The organism is uncultured Maribacter sp., from assembly GCF_947495965.1.
In the GTDB taxonomy this organism is placed as follows: Bacteria; Bacteroidota; Bacteroidia; order Flavobacteriales; family Flavobacteriaceae; genus Maribacter_B.
In genome coordinates, this window is record NZ_CANMBB010000005.1 from 169,652 (window position 1) to 186,706 (window position 17,055).

Sequence of the window (17,055 nt, forward strand, 5' to 3'; positions counted from 1 at the left end):
ACTTATCTTAGGCATTCATTTAAAAATAAAACACAACTATGTTTTTCTTAGGCTTTACTTGGAATCCCAATGAAACTCTTTTTAATATAGGTTTCATTCAGATTAAATATTACAATTTATTATGGATTACCTCTTTTGCTTTAGGATGGTATTTAATGAAGAAAATATTTTTGAATGAAAAGAAAACTGTAGAGCAGTTAGATTCTCTTTTTATTTATACAGTATTAGCCACAATGCTTGGCGCTCGTCTAGGCCATGTTTTCTTTTATGATTGGCCGTATTACAAAAACCATATAATTGAAATCTTGTTACCAATAAGAGAATCTGCAAATAGTGCTTTATTTGGTTTTATTAATGGTTATGAATTTACTGGATTTACAGGTTTAGCTAGTCATGGCGCTACTATTGGTATTATTATTGGCATGTATTTATACACTAGAAAATTTCCAGAATTTAAAATTTTATGGATACTAGATAGGTTGGTTGTTCCTGTATCTATAGGCGCTTTTTGTGTGCGTTTAGGAAACTTCTTTAATTCTGAAATCAACGGAAAACCTGTGGAAAAATCATTTGCATTTGCCACTCGTTTTATAAGAGATTCAGATGATTTACACCCGTCTAAAGCACTCGCAATAACAAAAGAAAAAACATTAAACGCAGCGTACGCAGCCATAGAAAACAATCCTAAGTTTGCACAATATTTAGAAGAAATTCCATATCGTCATCCTGCACAATTATATGAAGGAATAAGCTACGTTTTTGTTTTTATAATTCTTTACTTTTTATATTGGAAAACAGATAAGAAAGATAAACCTGGTTATTTATTAGGCTTATTTTTAGTTCTTCTTTGGAGTATTAGATTTATCGTAGAATTTGTTAAGAAAAGTCAAGGTGGTTTTGAAGAATCTTTAGGATTACTATCTACTGGCCAATGGCTAAGTATTCCTTTTATAATTATTGGTTTTTATTTTATGTTTAAACCATCTAAATTAAGTTCTAAATAATATTTAAGATGAAATCTTTACGACACTCTTTATTGTTCTTTGTATGTATAGCTGCAACGTTATTTTCCTGCAAAACAGAAAACAAAAAAATAGTTAAAACTGCTGCAATAGAATTTAAGAAAGAAGGTACACTAACCATACGTAAAGGTGATAAAGATTCCGTCTTAACAAAAATAAATATTGAGATTGCGGAAACAGAATATGAGACCCAAACGGGTCTTATGTACAGAAAAGGTATGGCTACCAATGAAGGAATGCTTTTTATTTTTCCAGATGTAAGAATGCATTCTTTCTACATGAAAAACACACAATTTCCATTAGATATAATATATATTGATGAAAATTTAAAAATTGCTAGTTTTCAAGAAAATGCAAAACCATTAGACGAAACTTCATTATCCTCTATTGTTCCTGTAAAATACGTTTTAGAAGTAAATGCAGGATTAGCCGAAAAATGGATTTTAGAAGTGGGAGATACCGTAGAGTTTACCAAACTTTAAATCTGTGAAGCTACTTTTAGAAGAAAAAGAAACGGAACGCCTAATATTTAGAAAAATAATTCCTTCTGATTTTAATTCATGGCTACCTTTTTACAAAGACCCAACAAGCACCCAATTTTGGGAAGGGATAGATAAAGACCCTGAAATTGCTTGTAATAACCACTTTAAAGGAGTATTTCATAGATATAATAATAATCTAGGAGGAATGAATGCCTTACTAGAAAAAGAGTCCTTAGAATTTATAGGAATGTGCGGCCTTCTAGTACAAACAGTAGACGCTATAAAAGAAATAGAAATTGGTTACTCTATACTTCCTAAATATAGAAAATTAGGTTATGCTACAGAAGCTGCTAAAAAATGTAAAGCTCATGCATTAGAAAATAAAATTGCAACTTCTATTATTTCCATTATACAAATAGATAATATTCCTTCACAAAAAGTTGCCATAGCTAATGGCATGTATTTAGACAAGACTACTACGTACAAAAATAATCCTGTACATATATTTAGAGTATTATTATGAAAAATAACCAACATTGGGGAATATATATTACTAATACATCTAACAAAAAGAAATTAATACAGGAGTTCTTAAAAAACAGCTTCTATCAAAACATAACATCTTATACTGGCCATAAAATAGCATTATTTTCCAAAATAACTATTGCGCAGCTAATTGAAGACGAAGACCGTTATGAGTTTAAAACAATTGCTAAAGAAAACAACCAATCTTTAAAATCCATGTCTAGTGGAGAACAAAAAAAGGCACTTTTAAAACATCTTTTTAGCACCGATAATAAAGTAATTATCTTAGATAATGTTTTTGATAACCTAGACGTAGAGTCGCAAAAAAACATAAAAAAAACACTTACAGAGAAAGCCAATACCATTTCTTTTATACAACTAATAAGCAGGAAAAAAGACAAACTGCCATTTCTTACGCATTATGCAGCCTTAGAAAAGGAAACTCTAAAAACATACACTTCCTTAAATGATATTCCTCTTTTTAAAAACAAAAATAATCTAACAGGTAATATTCCTCCTCCAATCCAAAAATCTGATTTTATTGAGAAAACAATAATTAAGTTAAATAACATTACTGTTTCATTTGGAGAAAAAACCGTTCTAAAAAATATTAACTGGCAAATAGACCGTGGTTCTTTTTGGGAATTAATTGGGGCAAACGGTAGCGGAAAAACTACAATACTCTCTATGCTAACAGGAGAAAATCCTAAAGGCTACGGACAAGATTTATACATTTTTGGGAAGAAAAAAGGTAGCGGAGAAAGCATCTGGGATATAAAAAAACGTATTGGATATTTTACCCCTTCTATGACCGATAAATTTAAGGGCAACCACACTATAGAAAATATGCTAATCTCTGGTTTTAATGATTCTATAGGTCTTTATGTAAAACCAACAGATGTTCAAAAACAACTAGCAAAACAATGGTTAAAACTCTTGCAAATGGAAGGTTTAAAAGATACTTTATTTAGAGAATTGTCTATGGGGCAAAAAAGAGTAATTATGACCACTAGAGCTATGGTTAAGCATCCAGAATTACTTATTCTAGACGAACCAACGGCAGGATTAGATGATTTTTCTGCCAGCTTATTAGTTTCTCTTGTGAATAAAATGGCTCAAGAATCGCAAACTACTATTCTATTTGTTTCCCATAGAAAAGAACGTAATTTAACACCACAATACCAGTATTTATTAACTCCTTCTACCACAGGATCCAAAGGATCAATAACCCGTTTATGATACTTTATTAGTAAAAAAAAGGCTTAAGTAAAATTACTTAAGCCTTTTTCATAGTTATAAAAATATACTATTCTTTTTCTTTACTATCTTTTATAATAGTATCTGCTTTACCTGAAAGTATTTTTTTCTTCAAGGTATCAAACATAACAGGAGTTGCAATAAATACAGAAGAGTATGTACCCACAATAACACCAATAATCATTGCAAACATAAACCCTCTTAAAGATTCTCCTCCAAAGATAAATATTGCTAATAATACCACTAAAGTAGTTAAAGACGTATTTAAGGTTCTTCCTAACGTACTATTAATAGCAGAGTTTACATTTTCTCCTTTGTTCCAACCTCTTTCCGCTATTATTTCTCTAATACGGTCAAATACTACAACGGTATCATTCAGAGAATATCCAATTACGGTAAGTATTGCCGCAATAAATGCTTGGTCTATTTCCATATTAAAAGGCATTATTTTACCTAATAAAGAGAAAATACCTAATACTATTAATACATCATGGAAAACCGCCACAACAGCACCTAAAGAGAATTGCCACTTACGGAAACGTATTAAAATATATAAGAACACAACTGCTAAAGAACCTAAAATTGCTAAGAATGCATTATTCTTAATATCATCTGCAATAGTAGGGCCTACTTTTACGGATTGTAAAATACCTATAGATGCTTCATTACTACCAACATTAAAATCCTGTTGTGAAATTCCATCTGGTAAATATTTTTGTAATGCAGTAAATAATTTTTCCTGAATTTCAGTATCTACTTCAATACCTTCAATATCTACTTTATAAGGTGTTGTAATTTTTATTTGATTTGATTCTCCGTATGTTTTAACATTAGTACCACTACCAAATACAGCATTTAATTCTGATGCTATTTCTGAAGGATTTACCTGCTGCTCAAAACGTACTTGATACGAACGACCACCAACAAAATCGACACCCTGTTGCAATCCTGCTCCAAAGAATAATGAAAATAAACCTACACCTACTAATATTGCAGAAATTACATAAGCAATTTTTCTTTTTCCTAAGAAGTTAATACTAATATTTTTAAATAAGTTTTTTGTTGCTCCTGTAGAAAAATCTAATGTTCTTCCCTTACCACTTAGGTACCAATCTACTAACAATCTAGTAATAAATATTGCAGTAAATAAAGAAGTAAGAATACCTATTAATAATGTAGTTGCAAATCCTTTTATTGGACCAGAACCAAAAACAAATAAGATTATTGCTGTAAGACCAGTAGTAATGTTAGCATCTAAAATAGAAGATAATGCATTACCAAAACCATCTGAAACAGCCTGAGATTTTCCTTTCCCTTTTGCTAACTCTTCTTTAATACGCTCAAAGATAAGTACATTAGCATCCACAGACATACCTATGGTTAATACGATACCTGCAATACCAGGTAAAGTAAGAACTGCATTTAAACTAGTAAGTACTCCAAAAATTAATAATATGTTTAATAATAAAGCAATATCTGCAAAGGCACCAGCTTTACCATAATAAGCTATCATCCATAATAAAACAATTGCCATTGCTATTAAGAAAGACATAAAACCACTATCTATAGCTTCTTGTCCTAAAGATGGCCCAACAATTTCTGATTGAATAATTTCTGCAGATGCAGGTAATTTACCAGCACGTAATACATTAGAAATATCTTTAGTTTCGTTAATTGTAAAGTTACCTGTAATTTCTGAACGTCCTCCAGTAATTGGTCCTGTAGATACTCCAGGAGCGGTATATACTTTATTATCTAGAACAATTGCAATACCTGTTTGGTTGCTATATGCATCTCCAGTTAACTTTTCCCATAATTTGGCACCTTTAGTGTTCATGGTCATAGAAACTGCAGGCTTGTTAAATTGGTCAAAATCATCTCTAGCATCACTAACCACATCTCCACTAATTCTTGGTGTAGCGTCTCTGTTAGATTTTAATGCATATAAATCTATAACCTCAACTTCTTCACTAGTAGGACGCTCCCATACAAATTTTGTAAACTGAATATCTGCAGGTAATAAACGTCTAATTTCTGGCATTCTTAAATATGCTCCTAATTGTGCAGTATCTTTAATTGCAGCTCTAAACATTGCATTTGTTCCTGGATTAGCAGGAATTAATAAATCATATAAAGGATTTACCTGGCTTGCTAAGTCTAAAGAGTCTGCAGCCACATCGGATAATAAAGAATCTATTTCTGACTCTATTACCTCAGGTTCTGGTTTTTTAATATCTACTATAGTTTTTAGTTTTTCATTAGCAGAAATTAAAAAATTATTAAAACTTGGGTTTCCTTGTTTGTACGTTTCCCAGAACTCTAATTGTGCAGTACTAGATAATAAACTTTGCGCTCTAGCTATATCTCTTGCTCCAGGAAGTTCTACCAAAATACGACCAGAATTACCTTCTCTTTGTATGTTTGGTTGTGTAACTCCAAAACCATCAATACGCTCTCTTAATACTTCGAAAGCAGAAACAATTGATTCGTCTATTTTTTTTCTAATTACTGGCTTAACAGCATCATCAGCCATTTGAAAGTTAACTTCTTCGCTAAGTGCTTTATTTGCAAAAATGTCTGGAGACGCTAATTTAGTTTCTCCTTTAATTTTATCAAAAGCTTCAAAAAATAACTCTACATATGTATCATCACTATCTTTAGATAAAGCATCTGCATCTGCTAGTGCTTTATTAAAAACAGGATTTTTAGTATTATTTGCAAGCCCCTTTAAGATGTCTTTTACAGATATCTGAAGGGTAACATTAATACCACCTTTAAGGTCTAACCCCTTATTTAATTCTTTCTTTTTTGCTTCGTTATAATTAGTATAACCAAAAACACTATTACCACCTATAGAATCTAAATAGCTTGCTGCTAATGTTTCTCTTTTAGAAATATGATCCGCTTCTGATTCTGAAATACGGCTGGCAGCAAAAACCTGTGCCTCCTTCTCTACTTTACTTGTAATAAAAGTATAGGAAAGCTGGTAAATACTTACTAACCCAAATAATAAAGCAAAAAGCTTTATAAGTCCTTTGTTTTGCATTTTAAAATTTATTTAATTTATGTTGATTATGATTGTATGAAATTTATAGCCTAAAGTAAATTACTCTTATATAAAGTAATTACATTCTTTAGTAATATTCTTTGTATTGGAATTAACTATTTCCACTTACATAAGGTCCTGCCCTTACTTCTGGAATTATTTGTGAAGTGTTGTATTTTGCAATTGCAATATTCTTATTAATCCTAAATGCTGCCTGCACAACAGCCTCCTGTTTAAAAACGAATGTTTTTTTACAAGGTAAAACTACTAGTTTAAATAATGTATTTAAATCTTGCTTTACTATAAAAGCATACTTTCCATTTAAATTCTGGCCTTCTTTAACGTGCTGATGCAGGTCTGAAACTACTAAATTATAACTTTCTGGAAGTTCATCTATTGGAAAATCTAGAGGATGCTTATCTACATCTTTATTCTTTACAGCAAGTTGGCTGTCTTTAGAAAGAAATTCTTTTACACTATCTGCATCAATAGCACTATAATAACGTATACTTAATTGCGCTTCGCCGTTTTCTATTATTTCAATAGTATCTACGCCTAACTGCTGCAGTTTTTTAGTAATGGCGGCCAAAACCTCATCATGAGCAGTATCTGAAGCTAATTCTACATCTGTAAATTCTAATAAAATTTGCTGATTAGAAGCTTTTGTTTGCTCTTGACTTAGCCCAAATATGGCTAGAATAATAATTAAAGTACTTACGCACCATTTTGCATTCATGCGGCAAATATAAAAAGAAAGATTATACTAGGTAGTATATTTTTACAATATATGTTTCTGACCACTACCCTCTTATAATAAGAAAGCCTTTATAGCTTAACTATAAAGGCTTTCTTATAGGTTTATGAGTATGTAAACTACAACTCTAAAAGACCGTTAGTTTTAGTAACACCAGCAGCACTTTCTTGCATTTTTGCTTTTTCTGCATCACTTAAAGGAACATCAACGATATGTTCAATACCGTCTTTCCCTAAAATTACAGGAACACCAATACAAATATCATTTAATCCATATTCTCCTTCTAAATAGGTAGAACAAGGGAACATTTTCTTTTGGTCACATGCAATTGCTTGTACTAAACCAGAAACTGCTGCACCTGGAGCATACCAAGCACTTGTTCCTAAAAGTCCAGTTAATGTTGCACCACCTACTTTAGTATCTGCAGCAACTTGCTCTAATCTTTCCTCAGATAAAAACTCAGAAACTTTAATACTGTTTCTTGTAGCATGCGATGTTAAAGGAACCATCCCTTTATCACTATGACCACCAATTACCATTCCGTCTATATCAGAAATAGGAGCTTCCATAGCCTCTGCTAATCTATACTTAAAACGTGCACTATCTAAAGCACCACCCATACCTATAATACGGTTTTTAGGTAAGTCTGTTGTTTTGTGCACTAAATAGGTCATAGTATCCATAGGATTACTAACTACTATTAATATTACATTTGGAGAATGCTCTATTAAACTAGAAGAAACTGTCTTTACAATTCCTGCATTAATACCTATTAACTCTTCACGAGTCATCCCTGGTTTTCTAGGAATTCCGGAAGTAATTACAGCAATATCACTACCTGCAGTTTTAGAATAGTCATTAGTAACTCCAGTAATTTTTGTATCAAAACTGTTTAAAGAAGCTGTTTGCATTAAATCCATTGCTTTACCTTCTGCATAACCTTCTTTAATATCTAATAATACTACTTCAGATGCAAAATCTTTAATAGCAATGTACTCTGCACAACTTGCCCCAACGGCACCTGCCCCTACTACGGTAACTTTCATATACTTATATTTTTTTAATATTTCTTTTAACGTACCAAAAGTACTGAATTATCCCTAAAAAGTAAGGAAGATATCCATCAAAATTTAACTTTTAGACCGATAAAATAAACGTATTATTTACCCTTTAACCCTAAAAAAAAGTCACTTAATCGATTATCTAACAATTTTGATGCAATACGTCGAATTTTAGCAATACAATTTTCTTAAATAGCGTTATAAATTTAAGAAACCCCCAAATCTAATACCTACAAAATGAAAAAAGTAGTTTCATTCTTAGCTATTATAGCTATAATTTTAGTGAGCAACTGTTCTCGTATTGAAGAAAACAACGACCCTGTAATTGGTATTTGGTCTAATGCAAGAACATCATCAGACAATGTAACTAATAAGCAAACCACAAGCAAGCAAGAGTGGATATTTAATGATGCTTATTTAGGAAGGTACCATGATTTACAAAATGGTTCTATTACTATGAAAACGGATTTTAAGTGGACTCAGAAAAACGGAGTTTACACTGTTTCTTATCCTGGATTACCAGATAAAACTAATGATGTTTTTGTAATTGTAGACAAAAGTCCGGAAGGCATTCTTTTACAAGATCAGAATGGCGATTTAATTGCGCTGAGAGAATAAAAAAACATAAAGCGGTGATTAAAAAAGGAGCTTTTGTTTTAAAAGCTCCTTTTTATTTTATCTAAACCCAAAATTAATACCCATAGATAGGGTGTTAAATTCTGCAAGCGTATAATCTGCATGTAATCTAAAAAAGCCAAGTTTTAATTTTGCTCCTATATTACCGGTTACACCGCTTATTTTATTATTAATAGAAAAAGGGTCTGTTACACTACCTGCTAATAAACCTCCACTATAAGTACCTAACACATCTATTTCAGATTTTCCGGCTATATAACCTAGACCACCATAAAAGTTAATTATTGGCAATTTTGTAGACACTATAGCTTGAAAAACCCAAGTATTCATTTTCGCATCTAATTTTTGATCATCTCCGGCTATTACCCCTTGTTCTGTAAAGTCATAAGAACCATTTAAATGGGTATAACCAATTACTCCTGAAATAGCTATAGGCCAAATTTTTTCTGCTGGTAATAGACTAGTAAATTCATGTTGCAAACCAACACCATAAAAACCTAATTTAGCTTCATCAGTATTAATCTTTGGCAAAAATCTTGCTTTAATTTCCGTTCCTTTTATTAAACCTAAACTTACCTGCACAAAAGCTGAAGGCACAAAATTTATATTTTCTGACGACAAGCCTGTTGGTAACTCAAAATCTTGACGATCTATATTACCCGCTAAAGGGCCATCCACATATACACCAACCCCATCTATATCTCCAAGAGCAGTAGCTACTGTTTTTACAATACTACCATCTTGAAATTGTAAGTTTTCATAATCTGCTGTATTTAACTCAAATCCTTTTTTACCTTCTTTATTTTTAAAAGAAGCCATATTTCCTATTATAGATATTTCAAAACCTCCAAGTGGTTTTGCTTTTCCTGAATTATACCATCCATTAGACATGCTATAAAGCAAACCTTCAGACATTGGAGTTACATATGCATTTGTAAATTTTTCTGCATCGTTTACCCCTGCTGCAAATAAATCGTTAGCATTAGATTGCGCCATTATGTGCAAACTAGATACTAGTGCAATTAAAAAAAGTATATTTTTCATGATTAAAATTTTCTCTAAAACTAAAAAACTCGCCCTTTAGAGGCGAGTTTTTGTTGTGTAAGTAGCTTTTCTTATACATCAATGTTAGCATAAACAGCATTTTTCTCAATAAATTCTCTTCTAGGAGGAACTTCATCTCCCATTAGCATAGAGAAAACTCTATCTGTTTCTGTTGCATTATCTATAGTGATTTGACGCAATGTTCTAAATTCTGGGTTCATGGTTGTATCCCATAATTGTTCTGCATTCATTTCCCCAAGACCCTTATAACGTTGTATTCCTACACTACCGTTAAAGCTTTCTGCAATTTCATCTCGCTCTTCATCAGTCCAAGCGTATTTTTTCTTTTGTCCTTTTTTAACCAAATATAAAGGCGGTGTTGCAATGTACACATGACCACCTTCTATTAATTCACGCATATAACGGAAAAAGAAGGTTAGTATTAAAGTTTCAATATGGCTACCATCTACATCGGCATCACACATGATGACTACTTTATGATATCTTAACTTTGATAAGTTTAAGGCTTTACTATCTTCTTCTGTACCAATTGTAACCCCTAAAGCAGTATATATATTTTTTATTTCTTCGTTTTCAAAGACACGATGCGGCATTGCCTTTTCCACATTTAAAATTTTTCCACGCAAAGGTAATATTGCTTGAAACATCCTATCTCTTCCTTGCTTAGCAGTACCACCCGCCGAATCTCCCTCTACTAGGAACACTTCGCATTGTGCAGGATCCTGCTCTGAACAGTCGGATAATTTTCCTGGCAAGCCTCCAATACTCATTACCGTTTTACGCTGTACCATCTCACGAGCTTTTGTTGCTGCATGACGTGCTGTTGCTGCTAAAATTACCTTTTGGATAATTGCTTTAGCTTCATCTGGATTCTCTTCTAAGTAATTGGTAAGCATTTCAGAAACTGCTTGACTAACCGCTGAAGAAACCTCACGGTTACCTAATTTTGTTTTGGTTTGCCCTTCAAACTGTGGCTCTGCTACTTTTACAGAAACAATTGCTGTTAAACCTTCTCTAAAGTCATCCCCTTGAATTTCAAACTTCAACTTATCTAACATTCCAGAAGCATCGGCATACTTTTTTAAAGTACTAGTAAGCCCTCTTCTAAATCCAGATAAATGTGTTCCTCCTTCGTGTGTATTAATATTATTTACATACGAATGCAGGTTCTCTGTATAAGATGTATTGTAAATCATTGCAACTTCTACAGGGATATTATTTTTTTCCCCTTCCATAGAAATAACATTCTGGATTAATGCTTCTCTAGTACCGTCTAAAAACTTAACAAATTCTTTAAGACCTTCTGTAGAATGAAAAGTCTCAGAAATAAACTCTCCTTTATCATCCTTATTTCTTTTATCTGTTATGGTAATAGTGATTCCTTTATTTAAAAAGGCTAATTCTCGCATTCTATTTGCAAGGGTCTCGTAATTATATTCTGTAGTTTGTGCAAAAATTGAATCGTCTGGCTTAAAAGTAACAACTGTACCTCTTTCCTCTGTTTCTCCTACTCTTTTTACTGGGTATTGGGCTTTTCCTTTTTTATATTCTTGCTCCCAAATAACCCCTTCTCTATAAACAGTAGCTTTTAAATCATTAGATAAGGCATTTACACAAGATACACCTACACCGTGTAAACCTCCAGATACTTTGTAAGAATCCTTATCAAACTTACCACCCGCTCCAATTTTGGTCATTACAACCTCTAAAGCAGATACTCCTTCTTTTTTATGTAAACCTACAGGAATACCTCTACCATTATCCTTTGTTGTAATAGAATTATCTTCATTTATAGTAACGCTAATTTCGTCACAATGCCCTCCCATAGCTTCATCAATGGAGTTATCTACTACTTCATAAACTAAATGATGTAATCCTCTAACTCCAACATCTCCAATATACATGGATGGACGCATACGTACATGCTCCATACCCTCTAGGGCCTGAATACTGTCCGCCGAATAATTATTCTTTTTTGCTTCTTCGCTCATATTAATTTTATTCCTAATTTAAACTTATTGCAATAGCAACTTAACAAAGATAAAATAAAGGATATGTCTTTTTTAAATGATTTTAAGCCAATATTAAATAGTTATCAACAATTTACCCAAGTTTAGCAAAAGTTCATAAAAAAGCCTTAAAAGCATCTTAAATACGATTTAACAAAAAATAAAAAGAAAACCCAGAATAACTAAAATAATAAAAGTCGCTAAAAAACCTTTTAAATTAATTTCCCTTTTTTAGAAAAAAATATTTACTAAAATAAAAAAACTACAAACTACTTGCTATAACAAAAGAAGCACCCAATTGGGCGCTTCTTAAGGACTAATTAAAATAAAAAAACTGAGACTATTCTTTCGAATAGACAAACAGAATTATTGTTAACGTATAATTCACTAATTAATTGTTAATACGCTTTGTCATGTACGTTAGCTATTGCCCTACCAGAAGGGTCATTCATGTTCTTAAATGCCTCATCCCACTCTAAAGCTGTTGCTGTACTACAAGCCACACTTGCTTCTTGTGGTACGCTTAATGCTGCAGCATCACTCGGGAAATGTCCTTCAAAAATAGTTCTATAGTAATACTCTTCTTTATTTAAAGGTGTGTTTATTGGAAAACGAAAAGCTGCATTTTCAATTTGCTCATCTGTTATTTCGTTTTCTACTAATTCTTTTAAGGTATCAATCCAACTATACCCAACACCGTCGCTAAATTGTTCTTTTTGTCTCCATGCTACACTTTCAGGTATCATATCTTCAAATGCCTTACGAACTACCCATTTCTCCATACGCTCCCCATTGATCATTTTATCTTTTGGGTTTATACGCATAGCAACATCCATAAATTCTTTATCTAAAAATGGCACGCGCCCTTCAATTCCCCAAGCAGCTAAACTCTTATTAGCTCTAAGGCAATCATACATATGTAATTTATCTAATTTACGCACAGTCTCTTCATGAAACTCTTGCGCATTTGGAGCCTTATGAAAGTATAAATATCCTCCAAAAATCTCATCTGCTCCTTCCCCAGATAATACCATCTTTATACCCATAGACTTAATAACTCTTGCCATTAAGTACATTGGTGTAGAAGAACGAATGGTAGTAATATCATACGTTTCTATATTATAAATAACATCTTTTATAGCATCTAAACCTTCTTGTATAGTAAACTTAATTTCGTGGTGTACGGTACCAATATGATCCGCAACTTTTTGTGCTGCTGCTAAATCTGGAGAACCTTCTAAACCTACAGAAAAAGAATGTAATTGTGGCCACCAAGCATCTTTAGTATCTCCAGACTCTACTCTCTTTTGTGCATATTTTTTGGCTACTGCAGATGTTACAGAAGAATCTAAACCTCCTGATAATAAAACACCATAAGGAACATCTGACATTAATTGTCTATGTACTGCTGCTTCTAAAGCTTCTTTTACTTCCTGAATGCTAGTTTCATTTTCCTTAACTGCATCATACTCCATCCAATCTCTAGTATACCACTTCTTAATTTCTCCGTCTTTACTATCTAAATAGTGTCCTGGAGGAAATAATTCTATTTTAGTACAAGTACCTTCTAAAGCTTTTAACTCTGACGCTACGTAAAAAGTACCATTTTTATCCCAACCCATATATAAAGGAATAATCCCCATATGATCTCTTGCTACAAAATAAGAATCATTCTCCGTGTCATAAATAGCGAATCCAAAAATACCGTTCAATTCATCAATAAAACTAGCTCCTTTTTTTTGGTATAGAGCTAAAATTACTTCACAGTCAGACTCTGTTTGAAAATTATAAGTACCATCAAATTGCTTTCTTAACTCTCTATGGTTATAGATTTCACCATTTGCGGCTAATACTAATTTTTTATCTTCACTAAACAAAGGTTGAGTTCCTGAAGCTGGATCTACAATAGCTAATCTTTCATGAGCTAAGATTGCTTTTTCATCTGCATATATTCCACTCCAATCTGGTCCTCTATGTCTAATCTTTTTAGACATTTCTAACAACTGAGGTCTTAAAACCTCTGTGCTTTCCTTTACATCAAACGCACATACAATTCCACACATATTATTATAATTATATCAATTCTTAAACAAAGATGCGTAATAACTTTCAATTAGAAAACATAAATAGCTTAATTAATTTCATATTAAAACTTAAAATAATTATATAAATTAAAATATATAACTTATTCGCTACTTTATTCCTAGAATCCCTACATTATGTAAGTTATAAAAACTTTAACGACTTTTTATGTATCAATACATCTAGAACTCACTAGATTTGAATTTATATTAAACAATCTTTATCATGAAAAACTTACTTGTACTTTTTACTCTAGTGCTTTCACTAGCATTTACTACCAACACAAACGCCCAAAAATTTAACGATTTAGATAGAAGTCCTATGGATATGGCTACTTTTCCTACTAGTTATAAAATTTCTGAAAAAGTGGTACGTGTAATCTATAGTCGTCCACAATTAAAAGGAAGATCCATAGCGCAACTTGCTCCTGCAGGAGAAATATGGCGTACTGGAGCAAATGAAGCTTCTGAAATTACTTTTTATAAAGATGTTAAAATAGCAGATAACGATATTAAAGCTGGAACGTATGCATTATTTACTATCCCTGGAGAAAAAGAATGGACCATTATTCTTAATAGCAAATTAAACCAATGGGGTGCTTACACTTATGAAAAAGCTGATGACGTATTACGTGTTAATGTAAATGCATCTATTGCAAAAGAAACCCTAGATGCTTTTTCTATAAGTTTTAAGGAAGAAGAAGATGGCGCTTCATTAGTGATGGGTTGGGATACTACACGAGTTACCGTTCCTATGTCATTATAACACTACAATTAAATAAAAGCATAAAAAAACCAAGGCGTCTACCTTGGTTTTTTTATGCTTTTATTTTTTACTTATTATTACTGCAATAAAACTTCCTTAACTCCTTCTACTTTATAGGAACCAGAAGAAGAATTACTTGTCCCAGAAATTCTATGGTTAGCAACTGAAAGAGAAAAAGAAACCTTCTCTTTATTTATAACTATTTGAAACGAAATTTCATCATTATTAACGACTATGTTTTCTGCATAAAGAGAACCAACTTCTGCATTAAGTTTTACTACATATTCTCCTTTAACTTTAGCAATAATTAACTGCCCTTCTGCATAAGATTTAGAAGCTCCCTTAACGTTAAGTAACCAAGCTCCTTCTAAAGAATCTTCAATATTAACATTTAACGCAGCACATTCTGTAGCTTCACTATTTATAATTGGTGATGCTACTATTGCTGTAAAACCGCTTAAAAAAGCAACGAACACAAATACTATCTTTTTCATTCTTCTAATTTATATTACAACAATTATAACGCTCAGGAGCTTTTTTAATTATAAAAAATCTATTTATTATACCAATTACATTAATTTTTAATAAAATTAAATATCTAAGAATGCAATTTAACCTCTAAAAATGCTATAGTTTTTGTTAGTTTTGCTCTCTTAAAAAACAACTATGATTTCAGTAGATGGTGTTGCCGTAGAATTTAGTGGCGAAAGCTTATTTAGCGATGTTTCTTTTGTTATAAATGAGCAAGATAAAATTGCCCTAATGGGTAAAAATGGAGCCGGAAAATCTACTCTAATGAAAATTATAGCAGGCATGCAAAAGCCAACAAGAGGTAATATTAGGTGTCCTAAAGATGCTGTTATTGCATACTTACCGCAACACTTACTTACCGAGGATAATTGTACCGTTTTAGAAGAGGCATCTAAAGCTTTTGGTCATATTTTTGCTATGCGCGATGAAATTGAAGAAATAAACAAAGCTTTAGAAACCCGCACAGATTATGAGTCTGAGGAGTATATGAAGCTTATTCAAAAAGTGTCTGATTTAGGTGAGAAATACTATGCTTTAGAAGATATTAATTACGAAGCCGAAGTAGAAAAAGCTTTAACAGGATTAGGTTTTAAACGTAAAGACTTTAAAAGACCTACAAGCGAGTTTAGTGGCGGTTGGCGTATGCGTATTGAACTAGTAAAAATACTATTACAAAAGCCAGATTTAATACTTTTAGATGAGCCCACGAACCACGTAGATATAGAATCTGTTCTATGGCTAGAAGATTTTTTACTTAATAAAGCCAAAGCTGTAGTTGTAATATCTCATGACCGTGCTTTTATAGATAATATTACAAACCGTACCGTAGAAATAACTATGGGTAAAATTTACGATTATAAAGCAAACTACTCGCACTATTTACAATTAAGAGAAGAACGTAGAAGCCACCAGATTAAAGCCTACCAAGAACAACAAAAATTTATTGCAGACAACCAAGCTTTTATAGACCGTTTTAAAGGAACCTATTCTAAAACCAATCAAGTTTCTTCTAGAGAACGCATGCTAGAAAAACTACAAATAATAGAAATTGATGAAGTAGATAATAGTTCCCTTAGACTTCGTTTTCCTCCCGCACCGCGTTCCGGAGATTACCCTGTTACCGCAATAGACCTCTCTAAAAATTATGACGACCATATAGTTTTTAAAAATGCTAATCTAAGTATTGCTAGAGGGGAAAAAGTTTCTTTTGTTGGTAGAAACGGAGAAGGAAAATCTACCATGATTAAAGCCATCATGGGACAAATAGATTTTGAAGGTAGCTGTACTTTAGGGCACAATGCAAAGGTTGGTTATTTTGCCCAAAACCAAGCATCTTTATTAGACCCAGACCTTACCGTTTTCCAAACTGTAGATGAAGTTGCTAAGGGCGACATAAGAAACCAAATAAAAAATGTACTTGGCAGATTTATGTTTAGTGGTGATGCAATTGATAAAAAAGTTAGTGTACTATCTGGAGGAGAAAAAACCAGATTAGCAATGGTAAAACTTTTATTAGAACCTGTAAATGTTTTAATATTAGATGAACCAACAAACCATTTAGATTTAAAATCTAAAGATGTATTAAAAGATGCTTTATTAGAGTTTGACGGCACTTTAATATTAGTTTCTCACGATCGCGATTTTCTACAAGGATTGTCTAAAAAAGTATTTGAGTTTAAAGAAAATAGAGTCATAGAACATTTTGAAACTATTGATGCTTTCTTAATTAGAAATAGAATTGAAAACTTAAAAGAAATGGATCTAAGTAAATAAGCTAGTTAAAATTTAAGAACACGTATATTTTAAATTACCCATTAAAC

The 17,055-nt window shown here is 32.1% G+C and carries 14 protein-coding genes; 7 read left to right on the top strand and 7 right to left on the bottom strand.

All coding sequences use genetic code 11. From position 1 onward, the window contains the following. Positions 1-38 precede the first annotated feature (38 nt). The 4 genes from lgt to Q0820_RS11715 are packed head-to-tail and all read left to right on the top strand — an operon-like array spanning position 39 to position 3,268. Positions 39-1,004: a prolipoprotein diacylglyceryl transferase gene (gene lgt / locus Q0820_RS11700; protein WP_298487822.1), complete on the top strand. Its 966-nt coding sequence runs from the start codon at positions 39-41 to the stop codon at positions 1,002-1,004. 8 nt (positions 1,005-1,012) lie between these two features. Further along, entirely contained in the window at positions 1,013-1,504 is a 492-nt protein-coding gene (locus Q0820_RS11705; RefSeq protein ID WP_298487823.1) for a DUF192 domain-containing protein, read from the top strand. A gap of 4 nt (positions 1,505-1,508) precedes the next feature. Then, on the top strand, positions 1,509-2,027 hold the full coding sequence (locus tag Q0820_RS11710) for a GNAT family N-acetyltransferase (RefSeq protein WP_298487824.1): 519 nt from the start codon (positions 1,509-1,511) through the stop codon (positions 2,025-2,027). Next, positions 2,024-3,268, top strand: coding sequence for an ATP-binding cassette domain-containing protein (locus Q0820_RS11715; RefSeq protein ID WP_298487825.1), 1,245 nt, complete (start codon positions 2,024-2,026; stop codon positions 3,266-3,268). The genes Q0820_RS11710 and Q0820_RS11715 overlap by 4 nt, the downstream gene beginning before the upstream one ends. A gap of 67 nt (positions 3,269-3,335) precedes the next feature. On the opposite strand, the gene secDF is transcribed toward Q0820_RS11715, so the two are convergent. The 3 genes from secDF to Q0820_RS11730 all read right to left on the bottom strand — a co-directional run bounded on the left by secDF (position 3,336) and on the right by Q0820_RS11730 (position 8,132). Continuing rightward, positions 3,336-6,332 carry a protein translocase subunit SecDF gene (gene secDF, locus Q0820_RS11720; RefSeq protein WP_298487826.1) on the bottom strand — a complete coding sequence of 999 codons (2,997 nt, stop codon included), beginning with the start codon at positions 6,330-6,332 and terminating at the stop codon, positions 3,336-3,338. A gap of 112 nt (positions 6,333-6,444) precedes the next feature. After that, on the bottom strand, positions 6,445-7,068 hold the full coding sequence (locus Q0820_RS11725) for a hypothetical protein (protein WP_298487827.1): 624 nt from the start codon (positions 7,066-7,068) through the stop codon (positions 6,445-6,447). 137 nt (positions 7,069-7,205) lie between these two features. Further along, positions 7,206-8,132, bottom strand: coding sequence for a malate dehydrogenase (locus Q0820_RS11730; RefSeq protein WP_298487828.1), 927 nt, complete (start codon positions 8,130-8,132; stop codon positions 7,206-7,208). A 252-nt stretch (positions 8,133-8,384) separates the two neighbouring features. Between Q0820_RS11730 and Q0820_RS11735 the strand changes: the two genes are divergently transcribed. After that, entirely contained in the window at positions 8,385-8,765 is a 381-nt protein-coding gene (locus tag Q0820_RS11735) for a hypothetical protein (RefSeq protein ID WP_298487829.1), read from the top strand. Between the two features lie 57 nt (positions 8,766-8,822). Here Q0820_RS11735 and Q0820_RS11740 read toward each other — a convergent pair whose 3' ends face one another. From Q0820_RS11740 to asnB, 3 genes are all read right to left on the bottom strand, one after another. Next, entirely contained in the window at positions 8,823-9,827 is a 1,005-nt protein-coding gene (locus Q0820_RS11740; protein ID WP_298487830.1) for a DUF6588 family protein, read from the bottom strand. A gap of 71 nt (positions 9,828-9,898) precedes the next feature. After that, entirely contained in the window at positions 9,899-11,839 is a 1,941-nt protein-coding gene (gene gyrB / locus Q0820_RS11745; RefSeq protein ID WP_298487831.1) for a DNA topoisomerase (ATP-hydrolyzing) subunit B, read from the bottom strand. A 416-nt stretch (positions 11,840-12,255) separates the two neighbouring features. Beyond that, entirely contained in the window at positions 12,256-13,920 is a 1,665-nt protein-coding gene (gene asnB / locus Q0820_RS11750) for an asparagine synthase B (protein WP_298487832.1), read from the bottom strand. Between the two features lie 244 nt (positions 13,921-14,164). Here asnB and Q0820_RS11755 point away from each other — a divergent pair, with 244 nt between their 5' ends. Beyond that, complete coding sequence (locus Q0820_RS11755; RefSeq protein ID WP_298487833.1) at positions 14,165-14,704, top strand: DUF2911 domain-containing protein; 540 nt, start codon at positions 14,165-14,167, stop codon at positions 14,702-14,704. Positions 14,705-14,781: 77 nt separating this feature from the next. On the opposite strand, the gene Q0820_RS11760 is transcribed toward Q0820_RS11755, so the two are convergent. Then, positions 14,782-15,198: a hypothetical protein gene (locus tag Q0820_RS11760; RefSeq protein WP_298487834.1), complete on the bottom strand. Its 417-nt coding sequence runs from the start codon at positions 15,196-15,198 to the stop codon at positions 14,782-14,784. Between the two features lie 172 nt (positions 15,199-15,370). Between Q0820_RS11760 and Q0820_RS11765 the strand changes: the two genes are divergently transcribed. After that, a complete protein-coding gene (locus Q0820_RS11765) occupies positions 15,371-17,008 on the top strand; it encodes an ABC-F family ATP-binding cassette domain-containing protein (RefSeq protein ID WP_298487835.1) in 1,638 nt (545 codons plus the stop codon). Positions 17,009-17,055: the final 47 nt, after the last annotated feature.